This is a genomic window from Brevibacterium sp. H602, from assembly GCF_051172395.1.
GTDB lineage: Bacteria > Actinomycetota > Actinomycetes > Actinomycetales > Brevibacteriaceae > Brevibacterium.
In genome coordinates this window covers 112,970-128,407 of sequence record NZ_JBPIZD010000007.1, presented here as the reverse complement: position 1 = coordinate 128,407, position 15,438 = coordinate 112,970, and the positions used below count along the sequence as shown (strand labels likewise).

Genomic DNA, 15,438 nt, shown 5'->3' with positions numbered 1-15,438 from the left:
GAGGCTGAATCGAGCGGTCGACGAGGATGGGCTAGAGAATATGCTCAGCCATCCCAGCGGCGCTGGCGCAAGATGGGCGGTAGGCCGAAATAGATCGGCGGGCGGGCCGGGGCGGTCGGCAGTGAAGTCTCCGAAGTGCCAGAGCCTGCGTCCGTCCCGTTCGCCCCCAGCGCCCAGGCGCTTTCCCAGCTGATGAGCTCACCGGCGTGGCAGACGGGGTCGCCTCCGCTTGACGGTGGTTCGGCCCACATCCACAGGTTGATCCCGTACTCCATGAGGACGAGCTTGTCGGGCGCCTCCCGTGACGAGTTCTCCTTCACGAGATCCCGGCGCATCCTCGCCGAGGCGTCCTCGAGGTCCGTCCACCCGTCCTGCCGATGCGGCAGAAACACCCACGTCCCCGCGGGGACGTGATTGGGAACAAGCTCGTCGACGGCGGCGATTTCAACCGAGTCCCCGAACGCATCGAGCATTTCTCCAAAGCACGCACGGGCCACCTCGGGGGAGGGCGTGACGATGAGGAGGTGGGCCGCCTCGGCGCGCACCTCATCCAATGACAGATGCGTGAACGGATTCGCCCGCATCGACCCGAGCACCTGCGTCCAGTGCCCCGGAACCGTACCGTCGGACAGGAACCCGCTGGTACGCGGGCGCTCCTCATCGTGTCGCATCGAAAATCCTCCTCGCCGAGGCTGCCCACCCTTCCCTCCCATCATGCACCCACCCGCCGGTGCAGTCAGATGGGACGATGAGCGGGAGGTCCGCTGGCAAGTTTTCCGCGTATCTAACGAATGGGATACGTTCCGGCCGACCGAGTGCCACCGACGCTCTGCCCGTCCTACACTGATCGGAGTGGATCGAGCAGCGGCATTCGTGCCGGCTCGGTCCACGACCACGTCTGAACCATCTCGCCCTACCGGCGAGCCTGCACGCCCGAAAGCCCATGCCCTTGCTCTCTTCCTCACGCCGCACACTCGCGGCACTTGCAGCTGTCCTGTCCCTCGGCCTTCTTTCCGGATGCGCCGAGGATGCCCAGCCGACCGTCGACACCGCCGCCTCCAGCACCGCCGACCCCACGCCGACTCGTGAGGCCCCGGAGCCGAGCTCCGGTCCTGCGGCATCGGCGACGAGCGATGACACCGACGGGGCCGGGGAAGAGGATGAAGGCCGTGCGGGCAGCGCGGCGACGGGGACCGCCTCGGCGATGTTGGACGAACTCACGGTCAAAGGCCGGGCACCGAAGACCGGCTACGACGGCGACCTGTTCAAATGGCGTTCGGACACCGACCACAACGGCTGCGACACCCGCAACGACGTGCTCCGCCGCGACCTCACGACCATCACCCTCAAGGCCGGAAACCAAGGATGCATCGTGCTGGCCGGAACGCTTGACGACCCCTATGCCGGCGAGACCTCCGACTTCGACCGGAGCGCGAACGCCGTCGATATCGACCACGTCGTCGCCCGGTCGAACGCCTGGCAGACCGGGGCCTTCAAGTTCGACGAGGAGACGTTGAAGGAGTTCGGCAACGACCCGCTCAACCTGCTCGCCGTCAGCTCGAGCCTCAACCGGCAGAAGGGCGACGGCGACGCCGCGACTTGGCTTCCGCCGAACAAGAGCTTTCGCTGCGAATACGTCGCCCGACAGATTGCCGTGAAACACAAATACGAGTTGTGGGTGGTCCCCGCCGAGAAGGCCGCCATGGAACGCGTGCTGGCGAAGTGCGACGATCAGCCCGCCTTCGCCGATGATGTCGACTGGCCGGGTCCAGGCGAGGGCGACAACGTCACCACGAAAGAAGAGACCCGCCCGGCTGGTCAGAAGTCTTCGAGTTCGTCCAGCTCCGGATCGACAGGGTCGGGCTCGTCGTCGAGCGGAACAACGAGCGGATCGTCCAGCAGCTCGTCGGGCTCGTCGACGTTCTTCGAGAACTGCACGGCCGCTCGCGAAGCCGGTGCCGCACCCGTTCGCAGCGGTGACCCCGGATACGGGTCCCACCTCGACCGCGACGGCGATGGAATCGCCTGCGAATAGCCGAAAAGCCGCACCATACAGGGGCGTGGAACCGCAACCGAAAGGGAGCGGTCGCACTGACGTTCGGCCACCTCGGCGAGGGGCGGTGTGCACGCGATCACACTCGCTCGGTAATCTGAAGTCGAACACCGTCGCAGCTGCGCCTGCCGACGGTCGCCACGATCATCGACGATGAGGAGATTCCCATGTCCGGACTCGATACTGCCCTGACTCCGCTGCGCTTCCTCGAGCGCTCGCTCGAGGCTCACCCGGATCGGGAGGCGATCGTCGACGGGCCCCGCCGCTTCACCTACCGGCAGATGGCCGAGACCGTCCAGAACCTCGCCGAAGGACTCGTCCGCCGTGGACTGCAGCCCGGGGACACGGTCGCCGTGCTCGCCCCCAACAGCGCCGAGGCGCTCATCGCCCACTACGCGGTCCCGCTGGCAGGCGGCGTGCTCGTCATGCTCAACACCCGACTGGCTCCGCCCGAGGTCGAGTACATCCTCGGCCACAGCGAGGCGAAATTCCTCTTCGGCGATGCCGGACTCCTCCAGCCGGTCATCGATGCCGGGGCTGCGAACGCCGTCGACACGATCGTCGTCCACCCCGACGAAGACGGCACCCCAGGTGAGGTGGCCGCCGCGGATCTGCGCGTGGAAGCGTATGCCGACTGGACCGCCTCGGCGCCGGAATCACCCCGCGCTTATGAAGTCGAAGACGAGACCGCGACGATCACCGTCAACTACACCTCGGGCACGACGGGTCGGCCGAAAGGCGTCATGTACACCCATCGCGGGGCGTACCTGAACTCCCTCGGCGAGGTCGTCACGCAGGGCTTCGCGCCACTGACGAAATACTTGTGGACGCTCCCGATGTTCCACTGCAACGGCTGGTGCACGACCTGGGCGCTGACCGCGGTTTCGGGCACGCACGTGTGCATCCGAGCCGTGCGCGGGCCCGAGGCCTGGCGGCTCATCGACGAAGAGAAGGTCACGCGGATGGCCGGTGCTCCCGTCGTGCTCAACACGATCGCCGGGGCCGAGGAAGCCCACGACCTGGGTGGATCGCTGTCGATCACCACGGCCGGCGCCCCGCCGTCACCGACGACGATCGCCCTCCTTGAAGGCCTCGGCATCGAGGTCATCCACGTCTACGGACTCACCGAATCCTACGGCCCGTACTCCTCATGCGAACCGCAGCCCGAATGGACCGGTCTGCCGGTCGAGGAGCGCGCGAAGCTGAAGTCCCGACAGGGGATCGGCATGATCAGCGCCGAGCGCATGCGCGTGGTCGAGCTGCGCGACGACGATGTCCTCACCGACGTGCCCCGCGACGGGGTGACGATGGGAGAGATCGTCATGCGCGGCAACAACGTCATGAAGGGCTACCTGAACGCGCCTGAGGCCACCGCCGAGGCGTTCCGCGGCGGCTGGTTCCACACCGGTGACCTCGCCGTCATGCACGAGGACGGATACGTCCAGATCCTCGACCGCGCCAAGGACATCGTCATCTCCGGCGGAGAGAACATCTCCACGATCGAGGTCGAGCAGGCCCTCGTCGCCCATGAATCCGTCGCCGAGGCGGCCGTGGTCGGAATGCCCGACGAGAAGTGGGGACAGCGACCGTTGGCCTACGTCGTCCTTGCGCCCGGCACCGAGGTGGCCGAAGCCGATCTCATCGCATTCGTCAAGACCCGAATCGCCTCCTACAAGGCCCCGGCCGGGGTCGAATTCGTCGACGAGCTGCCGACGACGTCGACCGGCAAGATCCGCAAGAACGCCCTGCGGGAGATGGCGGGGAGCTGAGTGTCCTGGGCGAGGCTGGGGAGGGTCATTGATCAGATCCCTTGCAAAGGCGCACTCCAAGAGTGACTAACTTGTTCCATGGTGAGGCGCAACCAGCAAAAGAAGCGTGATGAGGCGCGAGCGAAGAAGAAGGCCGAAGAGCAGGTCGTCGAAGCGGCCGGAAACTATGTGCCGCTATCACGGGACGAGTGCCAAGAGCGGTCGTATACGGCTGAGCTGGGAAGCGGAGGGTTGCTTTGACTGAACTCACGTGCAGCCACCGCCGTGTGTGCTGTGCCTGTTAATGACAACGACAGGGGAGAGTCGGACGCGTGTCGGCAATCGTCTATTCGACCGGTTTGTTGGCGTGCGGCGACCATCTTTTCCACAACCGAGACGTCTGAATACGGCTAAGCAAAACTCTCGCCATCGGCAATCCGGCAGAGCCAGCACGCGGATTTTCCGGTCGGCGTGCCTTAGCTTTCTTCAACTGCCGAGGAAGTCTACAGAAGCGCGTGCCGAGCGCCCGCCAACGTCATCAGATTTCTGTGAAATCTACTCCATTTGGGGGATGTCAAATGGGGTGCCGGAAGCATACGATCCTCGAGGCCATCTAATGAAACACGAAAATAAGGCAACTGAATACATGGTAGAAACGAGAGCAGGGCGATTGAACTTCGCTATTGCGACAGTGATTGGACTTCTGACGTTGGCATCTGGCCTTCTCGGCCCAGCACAGAGCAGCACTGCTGCCGAGAAGCCCTCAGAGGGGCAAGCACCAGCCCAGGAGCGAATTGTCATCGATCGGGACTGCTGAAGGCTTGCCCGTCACGGCTCAAGCGACCGTCCGGCTACTCATGCGATGAATACCCGTTCGCCTCGAAGAGAGGCGCCGTCGCTCTTTCAATCGGTTTGAGATCTGTCTTCCCACGGCCCCGGCGTTGCCGCAGGCTGGCGGTGACGACGGTCGCAGATCCATACGCTTAATCTGTTGTCGTTCACCAAGGCACGTCCACTTCTTCCGGCAGCTCGTACCGACAGGCATCTCGCACCTCGCGGAGGAACTGCGTGGCAGTCTCGACGGTGCCCCAGCCATGTGTGTGGGGGGGGGGGGGGCTTTGTTTGGTCCAGTGCGCACCTACTTCGCGTCGGTCGGCAGCGGCACGTTCTGCAGGCGCAGCTGACCACGGGCGAGTACCTTCTCTGCCGCGGAATCGGCGATGACGACATCCCGCAGCTGCTGGCTGCGGACCTGGTGGAGCGCCTCGGCGGTGACCGTGACCCGGGCCGCCGAGGTCGGGCGAAGGAAGTCCGTGGCGTTGTGGACTCCGACAGCGAACTCACCGCGCTCTGCCACGGCATGGCTCGCTCCGATGCTGCCGGCGCTTTCGACGATGGAGGTGTAGACGCCGCCGTGGACGACGCCCCACGGAGTGTGGTGGTGCTCGTCGAGGTCGGCGTGACCGCGCACCGAGGTGGTGCTGACCTCTTCGACGATAAGTCCGGTCGCCGCGACAAACCGGCTCGAGCCCTCCAGGGAGACATCGGGCAGTGCCGACTTCTGCAGCGTGGATTCCTGCTGTGCGGACGGGGCCCGGTCGGTCATCGTATCTCCTGAGGTCGGTGATGTGTTGTCCTCGCCAGACTACATTTCCCGAACCGCAGTCGGGTGTCCGCCCTCCGGGCAGCTCAAACCTTGACGCAGATCGCGTCCGCTCGGTCAGTCCGCTCTTACGCGAAGAGCGCGAGACCGAACACGACGAAGATGATGAGATGAGCGGCCCCCTGGACAGCCGTGACCTTCTTGGCGGAAAAACCGATGACAGAGACCAGCAGGGTGATCGCCAGCAGCGCCAGGTTGATCGGTGACTCGGCGAGCACGATCGGCTGATCGGTGAGCATGCCGATGACCAGCACCGTCGGAATCGTCAGCCCCACCGTGGAGACCTGTGCTCCATGGCAGAGGTTGCTCACGCGCTGGATCTCCCCGTTCCACGCCGCGCGCAGAGACGTGAGCGTCTCCGGCAGGAACACGATCATCGCAATGACCACCCCTGACAAAGCAACAGGAGCGCCGAGGCGGCCCAGGCCGTCATCGAGCAACGAGGCCATGTCATGGGAGAGCAGCACGATCGGCAGCACCGTGGCGACGAGGAGGACCAGCCGAACGACGATCTCCACTCGGTGGGTTGAGAGGATCTCGACGATTCCCTGAGGTGCGTCGTCGGCCTGGTCGGCTGCCTCGGTGGAGGCGGACTGCGTCGTTTCGGCAGTCGATGAGGCGCCCGCCGAAGCAGCCCCGACGGGGACCGCCTCGGTGAACTCGTGGGCCTGCGGTCCCATCTGTCGGTAGAGGAAGAAGGCGTAGGCACCGACGGTGACCACGATGATCGGGATCTCCTGCCAGATCTCGTAGGCGCCATCGGGGGTGCCGATGAGGGCGGGCACGGCGAAAGCGAGGGCGGCGAACACGACGATCATGACGAGGTAGTTCGAGACGCCCGTGCGATTGTGGGTGAGCGCCCCATTCCGCAGCCCGCCGACGAGCAGACACAGGCCGACGACCGCGCCGAGGATGATCATCGACACCGCCATCACCGAATCACGGGCGATCGTCGCGTGATCGCCCGGGCCCAGCAGCACCGCGGCGATGAGGATGACCTCGATGAGGCAGATCGAGATCGTCAGCACGAGCGAACCGTAGGGATCGCCGAGGCGGTTTGCTAAGTGCTCGGCCTCGGTGACGACGCCGAAGGCGCAGATGAGGATGACCGCGATGATGACGATGAGCGCGGTCACGAGAAGCGGCAGGGGGACCGGCGGGGCAAGCAGAGAGCCCATGAACTGCAGGGCGATGAAGACGCCCCAGCCGAGGACGAGTCGCAGGATTGCGGTCGGCGTGATGATTGAACGGAGGGCGGCGGTCATGAAAGGTCTTCCTGTCTCTGAGGCCGTCCTTATTGTGAATCTCACTCAGCCGGGTCGTCCCGGCCGGTTCCTTCCACTTTCAGGTTATCCAGGCTCGCCTGGCCCGGCAAATCGGGTGATCTGGGGCGCCGGATTTGCCGGGCGCTGGTGTGGCTCGAGCGCGTCGTCGGCCAAATTGGGGTGCGCGTTGGTGGGCGCGAGCCTTTCGTCGGAGCGCACGTTCTGGTTCTGTATAGGTTCCTCTGAAATGACCACCTTCCTCGCTGTGCAATTCAGAGCAGGGTGTACCGATTTGCTGGATCGAGCAGCCGCTACGGCACTAGTGAAGTTGAGCGGCCCATGTTTGAAACCGTGCTGCTCGTCCTCAATCGTGCCACTAGCTCCCACGTTGCCGTTCACTTCTGTCGAACGCGGTGGACGAGGCCGCTCAGTGCTGACGCGTCGGAGCCGTTCCGCATCGCGTCGCGATTGCTGAAGGGAATGCCCGACTGCAGGCCCCGCCCGCCGCAGGTGATCGCTTCGCCGAGCAGGCTCAATCCGATGCTCAGTGTCATGGGGCGAACGGCTTCTTCGGCGCCGATGAGCTGAGCTCCGAAATGAAGGCCCAGCCCCGCGAGCAGGCTGCATGCCCAGATGATCATCGTCTTCACCGTGTATTTCTGGTGGAGAGTCCCGTCTCGTTCGAAGAGGACCGTAGAAGCTCCGCGCAGCATTCCGAAGCTGACGCCGACCACCACCGAGGCGGTCAGGAAGGTGACGTTCGCCGGTGTCCAATGGCTGAATCCCCACAGTTCCTTGATGGCCAGTCCCAGCAGGATCAACGGTGGAACTGCGAGATCTTTGGCGTCGACGGGCTCTCCGCGGAAGCGTCGAACGATGACGACGACGATGACGGCTATGACTCCGAGGGCGATGAGGAGGGGTGGCATCGGCGATCTCCTTTGATGTATTAGCAGGTGCGTGCTAAAACGATAGCACGTTGTGACATGGATGTGCTATAAAAGATCTATGCCGAAATTCGTCGACCCTGTTCAGCGCCGAGAGCTCATCGCCGATGCGCTCTTCTCCATTGTCCTCAGGCAGGGACTCTCCAAGGTCTCGCTGCGGACGATTGCCGATGAAACCGGCTTGGCCATCGGCTCCATCAGGCACTACTTCTCCGGCGCCGACGGGATAGTACGTTTCGCGCTCGATACTCTCGTCGAGCGTGTCGGGGCTCGGCTGGAAACACGATTGGCTGACATGCTTCCCAAACTTGATTCCGGGAGCATCGATCACGATCAGGCCAAAGAGCTGACGGTTGACTTCCTCTCCGAACTGCTGCCGCTCGACGAGACTCGGCGTCGGGAGTCAGCGGTGTGGCTGGCCTTCGAAGAGGAGGCTCGAACGACACCAGAGCTTGCCGACGTCTTCGAAACTGCAGTGCGCGGCACTCGTGATCTCATGGCCCAAGTAATTGAGAGCATGAGTAGCCGCGGAGTCCTGCGCGCGGGTCTCGATGCCCAAACCGAGGCCGAGACCCTTGCCGCTCTTATCGACGGACTGACCCTGCGCTCGGCGCGTCACCCCGAGGTTCTTGCCTCCGAGCGTGCTCGCGCGCTGCTGGCTGCGCACCTCGAGCGTCTGCGCGCCTGACCTTGGTCACGGGGCGCTTCACGCAGAGGTCGCATATTCAGGCGGTGGGCGGACAACGCTCTTGAACGATCAGAACCCGTAGGCGGCGTCCCGCTCCTCCCGAATCGAGGCAAAAGTGCGGGTGAGGACGATCGTGTCCTCCACGAGGCGGTCGAGGCGCTGCAGGACATCGTGGCTGACGATCTCGCCACGGTGCAGATCGCTCTCACCGACGAATACATACGGCTGAACGACCTGCGCCTTCATATAGCTGAGGATCGGCAGCAGGTGCTGGGCCGGAATGAGATAGTGCTTCGACGAACCGGCCGTGGCGATGACGCCGACGACCTTGTCGAGGAAAGCACTCGTCGGCAGCAGATCGAAGACGTTCTTCAGCGCTGCCGGGATCGAGGCCTGGAAGATCGGAGTACCGATGATGATCGCATCCGCGCCCATGAGCTCCCTGGCCACCCGACCGGTATCACCGGTGTACTCGGTGAAGTTCCGACCGTCGGCGAACTTCATGTCCGCCTCGGCGAGATCGATGACGCTCAGCTCGATGGTCGGGTCGTAGGAGGCGACCGCCTCGGCGAGGCGATCGATCACGGTCCGGGTCTTCGTCCCGACGTTCGAGCCGGACAGCAGGACCATCTTCATGCCAGCGCCTCCTCGGCGGAATCGAATGCGGAGCCAGCAGAGCCGGACGTAGAACCGGCAGGACCGGACGCAGAGCCGGCGGATTCGGTCTGCGAATCCGCGGGCGCAGTGGCGGTGTACTTCTTGACGGCGGGCAGGATCTCGGTGCCAATGATCTCGATCTGCTTCATCACGTCGGCATAGGCCATCCCGCCGAAGTCGACCTGTGCGAGGTAGCGCTGATGGCCGAAGACCTCATGCTGGTGGAGGATCTTCTCGATGATCTGCTGCGGGCTGCCGATGTTCGCGATGGACGCCGGATGGACGCTCTGCGCGAAGTGCTGCTTGGGCATGCCCTGTCCGTTCGTGCGCTTCATCCCCTCGTTGATGTGCGGATACATCGCCCTCAGCGCCTCCTGCGAGGTCTCTGCGGCATGGAAGAATCCCGCCGTGGCGATCGGCAGGGTCGCCGGATCGAATTTGGCATGCGCGGCCGCGCGACGGTAGGCGTCGACGGTGCCCTTGAACACCGAGGTGGTCCCGCCGAGGTGGGCCATGACCATGGGAACCCCGGCCAGTCCCGCCTTCACCGCGCTCGCCGGCGCTCCGCCGACGGCACGCCAGATGCGCAGCGCCTGTCCGGTGGGGCGGGGGAGGACCTCGGCGTCGTTGAGCGGTGCCCGGAACTGACCGGACCAGGTCACCTGCTTCTCGCGGTTGATCTTGAGCAGCAGATCGAGCTTCTCCTCATACAGCTCTTCGTAGTCGCGCAGATCGTAACCGAGGAGTTCGAACAGGCCGACCCGGGAGGCGCGACCGGCGACGAGTTCGGCGCGGCCGCCGGAGATGAGGTCGATGGTCGCGAAGTTCTCGAACACGCGGACCGGATCCGAGGTCGACAGGATCGTCGAGGAGCTGCCGATGCGGATCGTGTCCGTGGCCTGGGCGATCGCGCCGAGGATGACGGCATGGGCCTGCGAGGCGAAGAACTCCTGATGGCTCTCGCCGAGGCTGAAGAAGTCGAGTCCTGCTGCCTCGGCGGCTTGGGCATAGCCGATGAATTCGTGGATGCGCTGTCCTGCGTCGACGCGTGATCCGTCGTGCGGGTCAGGCAGATGATCGCCGAGGCTGTAGATCCCGAACTGCAGTCCCTGGCCTATGTCGAGGCCGAATTCGTGCATGTAGTTCGGCTGCTGCGACGGCTGGGATTCAGTCGTTTCGGAGTGCTGCTGAGGGGTGGTGTGCAGCTGCGCGGACTCGCTCAAGGTCTCTCCTCGTGACGGCGACGAAAGTGTCATTTGCCATGTCAACTGATACGGCCGCGGGATTATTCCCGCGAGTTCTCGCCGCGCTCCCTGCTGGTGTCGTAGAGCTTCTTCATCAGTGCGTGCAGCTGCACTTTCTCGTCCTCGCTCAAGGAATCGTCGAACAGAGACGCCTGCTGTCTCTGCTGCGAGGGAAACGCGCGTTCGAGGAGTTCGCGGCCCTTGGGCGTCAGCGAGATGTGTTTGGTCTTCCAGTCCTGTTCGCGGGAGATCAGGCCCTCGGACTCGAGTCGAGCGAGCATGCGGGAGATCCCGCCGCTGCTGACGGTCAGGCCCTCGGCGAGAGCGGACTGCGTGATCGGTTCGAAATTGCGGATATGGGCAAGGGCTTCGAACTGGGCGACGGTGAGCCCGAATTGGCGCAGGTGCTCATTGGAGAGTTGGTTGCTGTTCTGGACGAAGCGGGCCATGCGCAGCCAGATGAGCGTGCTCAGGCTCAGATCTTCCACGGCTTCTCCTTCTCCTGACTGCGTAGTGGCCGCTGACGTTGTGGGCGACGTGTTTCGCCCTCACATTACCTGGGCTGCACGGGGTGAGATGTGGGCAGTCTTGAAGGTGAATGTCTGTAGTGGTTGAACAAGTGGCACCAGATGGGTGAAACGGACGTCGTCTCGGAAAGCCGCCCGGGGTCGTGCCGTCTCTGGCCATCCCCGACCGGAGTGGGACAATGGAAGCAGTAACCGTGCCTCGTGGGCGAGCGCAGGGATGGTGAGCAAGCGCACGTACCAGCTGTGCTGTCCACGAGCGCGATTGAAACTGAATGCGGAAGAGGGCAGATAGGTGAGCGAAGAGAACAGCGAGCTCCTCGGAGCGGGACGCAAGGCTGCGGTCATCATCGCCTCCACCTCGGCGGCCAGGGGAGAAGCCGCGGACACGACGGGTCCGATCCTCGTCGATTGGCTGCGCGGCCGCGGTTATGAGACCCCCGACGCCATCGTCGTCCGGGACGGCGAACCTGTCGGCGACGCGCTCAAGCAACTCCTCGTCGACACTCCGGAAGCCGGACGTCCTCGCATCATCGTCACCAGCGGCGGCACCGGGCTCGCTCCCGATGATCGCACTCCGGAGTTCACTGCCGAACTCCTCGAACGCCAGTCCCCGGGCCTCATCTATGCGATGTGGCGCAAGGGTCTCGAGTCGACATCCTCGGCGGTGATGAGCCGCGGGGTCGCGGGAGTGCGCGGACGCAGCTTCGTCATCAACTTCCCCGGTTCGAAGGGAGGGGTCAAGGACGGAATCACCGTCATCGATGACCTCCTCGAGCACATTCAGACCTCCGTCGAGGACACCACCGACCACGGCCCCCGGGCCTGAGAGAGGAACGAGACCATGCAGATGCGCAAGGCCGTGCGAGCCCGGGTCTATAAGTTCGACGCCACCGGTGAGATCTCGGCCGGTCCGGATTCCCTGGCAGGCGAGGAGCCGCTGGAGATACAGCTCAACGGTGAGCAGTACACCGTGACCATGCGCACCGCCGGACACGACGTCGAACTCATCGCCGGATACCTGCTCTCCGAGGCTGTCGTGACCTCGATGGACGATATCGACGAGGTCAACTTCTCTGCCGGACTCGCCCCCGATGGCAGCCGGAACTACAACGTCGCCCAAGTGCGCCTGGCCCCCGGGATCTGGAATCCCGAGACGGCACCGGCCCGCAACGTCTACACCTCATCGTCGTGTGGAATCTGCGGAACCGCGGCCGCCGATGCGGTGACGAAGACCTCCGCATTCCCCCTCATTCCAGCCGCTTTTCATGTTGAGGATCAGAGGGAGTACGAGTTTCCGCAGCTGCTCTCTGCCGCCCGGATCGGTGAGCTGCCCGATCGACTGCGGCAGACGCAGGAGATCTTCGACAAGACCGGCGGGGTCCACGCCGCGGCACTCTTCGCCGTCGGAGACGACCCGAACGCAGAACCCGAACTGCTCGTCGGTCGCGAGGACGTCGGCCGGCACAATGCCGTCGACAAGGTCATCGGCTGGGCCATGGCCAACCGTGGCCTGCCGCTGCGATCGACCGTCCTGCAGGTGTCCGCGCGGGCATCGTTCGAACTCGTCCAGAAGTGCGCGATGGCCGGCATCCCGATGATGTCCGCCGTCAGCGCCCCCTCGGCGATGGCCGTCGACTACGGCAAGGACGTCGGCGTGAGCGTCATCGGCTTCAACCGCAAGGGCAAGTTCAACGCGTACTCGTACCCCGAACGCGTGGCGTGACTTCGACGCTGCAGCCGCGCCTGAGACATCTCCACACTTGCCGTCGGCCTCCGGCTAGCATGCTGAGTTGAAGCATGCCCTCGACAGGAGGTGAGTGATGGCCGACCACGGCCGGAAACTGGACCAGAAGCCCCCTGGCATCGGTCTGCTCACCGTTCTCCTCGGTGCCGTCGCCGCCGGGCCCATCCTGCTCTACGGGCTCAGTGCCACGAGCGATTCGATCATCGCCGAGCTCGGCATCTCCGAAGCCCACTTCGGACTGCTGGCCACCACCTGCTTCGGTGCCGCAGCGGTCGGCAGCGCCACCCTGGGCAGGCTCGCCGACAGGCACTCCGACCTCTCGCTCATGGCGTTCATCTTCGTTCTCTCCGCGCTCGCACTGCTTCTGGTGGCCGTGCCGGACGGGTTCGGGACGCTGCTGCTCGCCGCCGGCCTGTCCGGCATCGCCCAGTCCTTCCCCAACGGGGTGACCAACCGGATCCTGCTCGAACGCGTCCCCGACATCAAACGCATCGGCTGGGTCGGCATCAAGCAGTCCGGGGTCCAGGTCAGCCAGCTCGTCGCCAGCCTCTCCTTCCCCGTCCTCGCGCTCGGCATCGGCTGGCGCGGCGCAGCCCTGACCGTCGCGATCATCCCGCTCATCCTGCTTGCGATGACCTGGTATTCCCTGCGCACCACCCCGCTGCTGATCGCTCCGAAAACCTCAAGCGATACCCCCGCCGAGGCGGCCGACCTCAACCCTGACATCGCCGAGACCGACACTCCCGTCGAGGCGGCCCGACCTGACCCAGGACCGTCACCCACCCGGCCGGCCAGGCACCCCGGCATGGTGTGGGCCCTGGCGCTGTTCGGGCTGATCAACGGCATCGGCGTGCAGGCGACGAACGTGTACATGCCCCTCTTCGCCGTGCGCGAGATGAGCTTCAGCCTCGTCCTCGGCGGTGCCACGGCGGCACTGGCCGGCGTCATCGGCGTCATCGCCCGCGTCACCTGGGCCAGACGCATGGCCAAAGGCGCCTCGGGGCCGCACCTGCTGCTGGTCCTCGCCCTCATCGCCCTGGCTGGAGCGGTGCTGTTCCTCATCGCCGACACGGCCGGGTGGGGACTGCTCGTCTGGGTCGCCGTGGCCTTCCACGGGATCTCGGCTCTCGGCGTCTCGGTGGTGCTCATGGCCGCACTCATGCGGGCTATTCCCGCTGCTTCGATGGCCTCGGCCAGCGGGGTGGTGACGGCCGGAATGTTCTTCGGCTTCGCGCTCGGGCCGCTGCTCATCGGTGTCATCGTCGGCTCGCCCGGCGGGTTCGAACTCGGCTGGAGCGCCGTAGGTGCCACCTATCTGCTCTGCGTGATCCTCGCGCTCATCCTCATCCGCTCAAGCTCCCGCCGCAGCTGAGACGCAGTCGACCACAGTCGACCCACCGTTCAGCCAGAGCGAGGGGTCTCGTCCCGAGCGCCTTCCCGGCGCCGAGGCGGCCCGTATGAGATCGGGGCCGAAGATCGGGGCGACGTGTGCCTATAATAGAACACATGTCTGAATATGATCCTCCGGCGTGGATGATCCGCTACCGGAACTTCAAAACGCTGTGCTCCTACGTCTGCGGTGAGTTCATCCGCTTCTATCTCACCACCGGCTGCGATCAGATCAGGTATACGCATTCGCAGATCACCGAGGGACTGCCGAACTATTCATGCCGACTGGACTCCGATGACGGTTCAGTTCTGCTGCTGCCACTCGATGACTGGGTCGATCGTCTGGACGAGGTCATGCCGCTAGTGCGGACGTGGCTGGGCGAGCATTCGGATCTCAAAGGGTGCAAGCCGGAGAAGTCGCACTACCAGGGCGACCGTTATTGGTTCACCCGCTGGCAGGAGGCCAACCCGTGGTGACGGGCGACTCTGTGATGACGGTGGCCCGCAGCCTGGCGCCTTGGACATCCGGCGGGTGGGTCGCAGTAGAATCCGGAACATGCGCAAACGTGTGATCGTTATCGTCATCGCGGCCTTGGCGGTACTGGGGCTGATCGCCACCATGCTGGGCGGCGTGCCTGCCTGAGTCGCATTTCGGCCTGACATCACCCGCCGTGCCGAAGACAGCTCTGCACGTCGGACAGGTCATGAACGATGCGCTGCTGCCGTCCGACTGCTATCGCAACGTCCTCTCCGACAATGATCAGATCCAGATGATCACCGCGGACGAGAGAGTTCGCCGCGCCTCGCTGACCGGTTCCGAAGGCGTTGGAGCGGCAGTGGCCGCCGGACACAGTCTGAAGGAGTCCGTCCTCGAACTCGGCGGAAGCGACCCGTTCATCGTCCTCGACTCCGCGGATCCGGACGCGACCGTCACCGCCGCCGTGGAGGGGCGGATGGCGAACTCCGGCCAGAGCTGCATCGCCTCCAGGCGCCTCATCGTGGTCGAAGATCTCTACGACGAGTTCGTGGATCTGATGACGGCGAAGATGTCGCAGTTCGTCGCAGGAGACCCTGTAGACTCCGTCACCACGATGGCACCTCTGTCCTCCGAACAGGCCGCCCGTGACCTCATGGAGCAGGTCGAGGACGCTGTCGCCCACGGCGCGAAGGTCCACACCGGAGAGCACCGAGCCGACCGGCCGGGTGCCGTCGTCGACCCCACGGTGCTGACCGGGGTGACCGAACAGATGCGTGCCTGCTCGGAGGAGCTGTTCGGGCCTGTCGTGGTCGTCTACTCGGTCGCGAACGAGGATGAAGCCGTTGCACTCGCCAATGACTCGTCCTTCGGCCGTGATCAGGACCTCGTGAACCGGGCCTCCGGGGAGAACCTCACAAGGCCGCGCGACACTGAACTGTATTCGCGCCTGTCTGCGAGCCTTTGACGAAGCGCCACCGTGCGCTGTGGGAACAGGTTACTATCCTTCAGGCCTTCGCGCCATACCTTGTCGGCCCG

Annotated in this window: 15 protein-coding genes; 8 read left to right on the top strand and 7 right to left on the bottom strand. The window is 64.6% G+C overall.

Going from position 1 to position 15,438, the window contains the following annotated elements:
• Positions 1–44: 44 nt before the first annotated feature.
• Positions 45–671: a hypothetical protein gene (locus tag ACSBQT_RS07230; protein ID WP_435001277.1), complete on the bottom strand. Its 627-nt coding sequence runs from the start codon at positions 669–671 to the stop codon at positions 45–47.
• A 272-nt stretch (positions 672–943) separates the two neighbouring features.
• Here ACSBQT_RS07230 and ACSBQT_RS07225 point away from each other — a divergent pair, with 272 nt between their 5' ends.
• Positions 944–2,035: a GmrSD restriction endonuclease domain-containing protein gene (locus tag ACSBQT_RS07225; protein WP_435001276.1), complete on the top strand. Its 1,092-nt coding sequence runs from the start codon at positions 944–946 to the stop codon at positions 2,033–2,035.
• A gap of 185 nt (positions 2,036–2,220) precedes the next feature.
• Positions 2,221–3,822: an AMP-binding protein gene (locus tag ACSBQT_RS07220; RefSeq protein WP_410708633.1), complete on the top strand. Its 1,602-nt coding sequence runs from the start codon at positions 2,221–2,223 to the stop codon at positions 3,820–3,822.
• 1,117 nt (positions 3,823–4,939) lie between these two features.
• On the opposite strand, the gene ACSBQT_RS07215 is transcribed toward ACSBQT_RS07220, so the two are convergent.
• The 3 genes from ACSBQT_RS07215 to ACSBQT_RS07205 form a co-directional block, all read right to left on the bottom strand.
• The gene (locus ACSBQT_RS07215; RefSeq protein WP_410708632.1) at positions 4,940–5,407 is read right to left on the bottom strand and encodes a PaaI family thioesterase; all 468 of its coding nucleotides are present in this window, start codon (positions 5,405–5,407) and stop codon (positions 4,940–4,942) included.
• 125 nt (positions 5,408–5,532) lie between these two features.
• On the bottom strand, positions 5,533–6,729 hold the full coding sequence (locus ACSBQT_RS07210) for a calcium:proton antiporter (protein ID WP_435001275.1): 1,197 nt from the start codon (positions 6,727–6,729) through the stop codon (positions 5,533–5,535).
• Positions 6,730–7,124: 395 nt separating this feature from the next.
• Complete coding sequence (locus ACSBQT_RS07205; RefSeq protein WP_435001273.1) at positions 7,125–7,658, bottom strand: hypothetical protein; 534 nt, start codon at positions 7,656–7,658, stop codon at positions 7,125–7,127.
• Positions 7,659–7,737: 79 nt separating this feature from the next.
• On the opposite strand from ACSBQT_RS07205, the gene ACSBQT_RS07200 reads away from it, so the two are divergent.
• Positions 7,738–8,364: a TetR/AcrR family transcriptional regulator gene (locus ACSBQT_RS07200; protein ID WP_435001271.1), complete on the top strand. Its 627-nt coding sequence runs from the start codon at positions 7,738–7,740 to the stop codon at positions 8,362–8,364.
• A gap of 69 nt (positions 8,365–8,433) precedes the next feature.
• Here ACSBQT_RS07200 and ACSBQT_RS07195 read toward each other — a convergent pair whose 3' ends face one another.
• The 3 genes from ACSBQT_RS07195 to ACSBQT_RS07185 all read right to left on the bottom strand — a co-directional run bounded on the left by ACSBQT_RS07195 (position 8,434) and on the right by ACSBQT_RS07185 (position 10,753).
• Complete coding sequence (locus ACSBQT_RS07195) at positions 8,434–9,000, bottom strand: NADPH-dependent FMN reductase (RefSeq protein WP_423058799.1); 567 nt, start codon at positions 8,998–9,000, stop codon at positions 8,434–8,436.
• Positions 8,997–10,244, bottom strand: coding sequence for an LLM class flavin-dependent oxidoreductase (locus tag ACSBQT_RS07190; RefSeq protein WP_435001270.1), 1,248 nt, complete (start codon positions 10,242–10,244; stop codon positions 8,997–8,999). Before ACSBQT_RS07190 ends, ACSBQT_RS07195 begins: the two co-directional genes overlap by 4 nt.
• A 62-nt stretch (positions 10,245–10,306) precedes the next feature.
• Complete coding sequence (locus ACSBQT_RS07185) at positions 10,307–10,753, bottom strand: MarR family winged helix-turn-helix transcriptional regulator (protein ID WP_410708626.1); 447 nt, start codon at positions 10,751–10,753, stop codon at positions 10,307–10,309.
• 331 nt (positions 10,754–11,084) lie between these two features.
• On the opposite strand from ACSBQT_RS07185, the gene ACSBQT_RS07180 reads away from it, so the two are divergent.
• From ACSBQT_RS07180 to ACSBQT_RS07160, 5 genes are all read left to right on the top strand, one after another.
• Entirely contained in the window at positions 11,085–11,618 is a 534-nt protein-coding gene (locus ACSBQT_RS07180) for a MogA/MoaB family molybdenum cofactor biosynthesis protein (RefSeq protein ID WP_435001268.1), read from the top strand.
• 15 nt (positions 11,619–11,633) lie between these two features.
• Positions 11,634–12,515, top strand: coding sequence for a formate dehydrogenase accessory sulfurtransferase FdhD (fdhD, locus tag ACSBQT_RS07175; RefSeq protein ID WP_410708624.1), 882 nt, complete (start codon positions 11,634–11,636; stop codon positions 12,513–12,515).
• 97 nt (positions 12,516–12,612) lie between these two features.
• Entirely contained in the window at positions 12,613–13,908 is a 1,296-nt protein-coding gene (locus ACSBQT_RS07170; RefSeq protein ID WP_410708623.1) for an MFS transporter, read from the top strand.
• A 134-nt stretch (positions 13,909–14,042) separates the two neighbouring features.
• Entirely contained in the window at positions 14,043–14,402 is a 360-nt protein-coding gene (locus ACSBQT_RS07165; protein ID WP_181270670.1) for a hypothetical protein, read from the top strand.
• A 194-nt stretch (positions 14,403–14,596) separates the two neighbouring features.
• The gene (locus ACSBQT_RS07160) at positions 14,597–15,367 is read left to right on the top strand and encodes an aldehyde dehydrogenase family protein (protein WP_410708622.1); all 771 of its coding nucleotides are present in this window, start codon (positions 14,597–14,599) and stop codon (positions 15,365–15,367) included.
• Positions 15,368–15,438 lie beyond the last annotated feature (71 nt).

Excerpts from the sequence above, each read along its gene's own strand:
- ACSBQT_RS07230 (WP_435001277.1), bottom strand. The coding sequence starts at position 671 with ATGCGACACGATGAGGAGCGCCCGCGTACCAGCGGGTTCCTGTCCGAC.
- ACSBQT_RS07225 (WP_435001276.1), top strand. The coding sequence starts at position 944 with ATGCCCTTGCTCTCTTCCTCACGCCGCACACTCGCGGCACTTGCAGCT.
- ACSBQT_RS07220 (WP_410708633.1), top strand. The coding sequence starts at position 2,221 with ATGTCCGGACTCGATACTGCCCTGACTCCGCTGCGCTTCCTCGAGCGC.
- ACSBQT_RS07215 (WP_410708632.1), bottom strand. The coding sequence starts at position 5,407 with ATGACCGACCGGGCCCCGTCCGCACAGCAGGAATCCACGCTGCAGAAG.
- ACSBQT_RS07210 (WP_435001275.1), bottom strand. The coding sequence starts at position 6,729 with ATGACCGCCGCCCTCCGTTCAATCATCACGCCGACCGCAATCCTGCGA.
- ACSBQT_RS07205 (WP_435001273.1), bottom strand. The coding sequence starts at position 7,658 with ATGCCACCCCTCCTCATCGCCCTCGGAGTCATAGCCGTCATCGTCGTC.
- ACSBQT_RS07200 (WP_435001271.1), top strand. The coding sequence starts at position 7,738 with ATGCCGAAATTCGTCGACCCTGTTCAGCGCCGAGAGCTCATCGCCGAT.
- ACSBQT_RS07195 (WP_423058799.1), bottom strand. The coding sequence starts at position 9,000 with ATGAAGATGGTCCTGCTGTCCGGCTCGAACGTCGGGACGAAGACCCGG.
- fdhD (WP_410708624.1), top strand. The coding sequence starts at position 11,634 with ATGCAGATGCGCAAGGCCGTGCGAGCCCGGGTCTATAAGTTCGACGCC.
- ACSBQT_RS07170 (WP_410708623.1), top strand. The coding sequence starts at position 12,613 with ATGGCCGACCACGGCCGGAAACTGGACCAGAAGCCCCCTGGCATCGGT.
- ACSBQT_RS07165 (WP_181270670.1), top strand. The coding sequence starts at position 14,043 with ATGTCTGAATATGATCCTCCGGCGTGGATGATCCGCTACCGGAACTTC.